This is a genomic window from uncultured Eudoraea sp., assembly GCF_947258525.1.
In the GTDB taxonomy this organism is placed as follows: domain Bacteria; phylum Bacteroidota; class Bacteroidia; order Flavobacteriales; family Flavobacteriaceae; genus Eudoraea.
The window spans coordinates 1-2,895 of record NZ_CAMYIP010000022.1; the positions used below are offsets into that span (position 1 = coordinate 1).

General features: G+C 38.7%; 3 protein-coding genes. 2 read left to right on the forward strand and 1 reads right to left on the reverse strand.

Translation table 11 applies throughout. The annotated features are described in order from the left end of the window. A partial coding sequence (locus tag Q0X89_RS01830) for an AI-2E family transporter (RefSeq protein WP_297690903.1) occupies positions 1 to 1,048 on the forward strand: 1,048 nt, incomplete at its 5' end. 21 nt (positions 1,049 to 1,069) lie between these two features. Further along, complete coding sequence (locus Q0X89_RS01835) at positions 1,070 to 2,098, forward strand: zinc-dependent alcohol dehydrogenase family protein (protein WP_297690904.1); 1,029 nt, start codon at positions 1,070 to 1,072, stop codon at positions 2,096 to 2,098. A gap of 118 nt (positions 2,099 to 2,216) precedes the next feature. Here the strand turns inward: Q0X89_RS01835 and Q0X89_RS01840 are convergent, their stop codons facing one another. Further along, entirely contained in the window at positions 2,217 to 2,669 is a 453-nt protein-coding gene (locus tag Q0X89_RS01840) for a GNAT family N-acetyltransferase (RefSeq protein WP_297690905.1), read from the reverse strand. Positions 2,670 to 2,895 lie beyond the last annotated feature (226 nt).

Sequence of the window (2,895 nt, forward strand, 5' to 3'; positions counted from 1 at the left end):
TCCCCTTGCTTCTTTTTTTGAAGCGATTTTACGAAACAGGATTCTTTCCATATTAGTATCTTACCTCGTAGCCGTAGTGCCGCTTTTGGCTGTTTTTTTCTTTTTCTTCAACCAATCTCAGGTTTTTTTCCGTGAGATACCATCGATAAGGGAGAAACTGGGCAATTTTGCCACTCGATTTATGGATTGGTTCAACCAATATTTTAACGTAGATCCCGAGGCTTCTTCCAGCTGGATATCCGAAAATCTACTTACCTCATTCGATACACCCTTCGGGTTTATACGTGAAAGCTTTCAATCGGGAACCAGCATCATAGCGAATATTGTATTGATTATTCTAATTACTTATTTCATGCTTCTTTACAGAACTGCCTTTAAGAATTTTTTCCTTTCACAAGTAAACCCTAAATACAGAAAAAATACAGAAGCACTTTTCGATCAGTTACAAAAATTGGCCAAACGATATATGGTTGGGCAAGGCCTGGTTGTAATTATACTGGGGCTACTCATTGGATCCGGCCTCTGGGTCATAGGAGTTCCTTATCCTTTTTTTTGGGGATTTTTAGCAGGTTTTCTTGAACTCATACCATATGTAGGAACTACCATTGGTGCTATTCTTCCATTTACCTATATGCTGATAGCTGCTGATACATTATGGCAGCCATGGGCTGTGTTGGCATGGTATATAATAGTTCAGCAAGTAGAAGGCAATCTGATCTCGCCGAATGTGATGGGTGCAAGTATAAAGATCAATCCTTTGTTCATTATAACAGGACTTTTTTTAGGTGCTTTTATGTGGGGCGTAGCAGGTATGATTTTAGCGCTGCCAATTTTAGCCATTTCAAAAGAGATCTTCAGAAGTTTTGAGATTTTGGCACCTATCAGTTACCTAATGGAAGACGGACTATCACGGAAGTCAAATATTTTTTTAGAAGAATTTGATAAGGATGAGAACCGATTTTTTAAGCTATTTTTTAAGAAAGAAAAGACCAAGCAAGGGAAGATATTTGATGCTAGAGAGCAGGATCAGTCTGATAAGACCAAATAAAACCGAATAAATTAGCGCAGGATGAAAGCAATGATTCTTAATAAAATAAGCTCTCTGAAGACAAATAAATACCCCCTCGAACTGGTTGATATGCCAATTCCTGATATTAAGAATAATGAAGTGTTGATAAAGGTTTCGGTTTGCGGAGTTTGCCATACTGAGCTAGATGAAATAGAAGGAAGAACTTCACCGCCCAAATTACCTGTGGTTCTGGGTCATCAGGCCGTAGGAACCGTTGTAAAATTAGGCTCAGAAATCGTCAAATTACAAATGGGCGATAGGGTTGGAGTGGCCTGGATTTTTTCCGCTTGTGGAAAATGCAAGTTCTGTATTGAAGGAAACGAAAATCTGTGCAACGAATTTCGGGCTACGGGCAGGGATGTAAACGGCGGTTACGCAGAATATATGGTAGCTCCGGAAAACTACGTACATCGTATACCCGACGTATTTACCGATGCCGAAGCTGCACCGCTTTTATGTGCAGGGGCAATAGGCTACAGATCAATAAAGCTAGCTCGTTTAAAGGACGGGCAAAAGTTAGGACTTACAGGCTTTGGGGCTTCCGCACATTTGGTGCTCAAAATGGTCAAACATAAATATCCCAATACCCCAGTATATGTATTCGCACGGGAGGAGGAAGAGCGAAAATTTGCAAAAGAACTGGGGGCCATATGGTCCGGAAACACTTCTGATCCTTCCCCGGAGAAGTTAGATAGTATAATAGATACCACACCAGCATGGAAACCTGTTGTAGAAGCTATGGGCAATCTTGAAAAAGGTGGTAGACTTGTCATCAATGCCATACGTAAGGAAGAAGCAGATAAGGACTACCTCCAAAACCTTTCCTACCCGGATCATCTTTGGCTCGAAAAAGAAATAAAATCAGTGGCCAATGTAACCGGAAAGGATGTGTCTGATTTTTTGGAACTAGCAGCGGAAGCTTCAATTAAGCCGGAAACCGTAATATATGAGTTGGAAGAGGCCAACAAGGCCTTGTTAGAATTAAAGGAGAAGCATATTAAGGGGGCGAAAGTCCTTAAAATAAAATAGCTTTGTTTTGTGCCTTTTAGGAATATCTATTCAAAATTCATAAAATAACAAATAAAACTGGTCTATACTTTTTGCTCTAAAACCAAAAGGAATTTTAACCACTGCTATGCGCCATCGTTCATTCTAGCTGTATTTCATAAATCCTGGATTCTTCTCCCCATGGATGATACCCCTGACCTATATATTTGAAATCATATTTTTCATAGTAACCAATATGGCTCGTACTTAAATATAAATATCCAAATCCGGCTTCTTTGGCATCTGTCTTTGCCTTTTCTATCAGTAAGGAACCATAGGCATTACCCCTATGCTTTTCTTCAATGAACAATGCGCACACCCATGGATATAAATCTCCTCTGCTAATAAAGTCATTTGTTATAAGACCGGCACAACCTATTATTTCACTATCTTTTTCGAGTAAGTACCATTGGGGCAGAGGGTTTCTTGCTTTAATACTATGGGTAATACTGTCTTCATAGATTACCGGTAATACACTTTTCCAACTTCCCTGAAAATATTCTATGGCTCTATCCTTGTAGTCCGGTTTTTCTCTTACCGATATTATTTTCATTTTCTTTCTTATTGCAATATAATAATTTGATATTGATGTATACAAGAACTTAAAATGACTTCGCTATGATTTGTTCAGGTTTAAGATATGATGAACCTCTATGACGTAAATCAGGTCATATCCACTGTTATCCTCTTGCTAATTTAAAGCAAATTCCACTGCACTTTCGGCGTGAATTCTTGTAGTGTCAAAAATTGGGATATTCACATCACTACTATTAATTAAT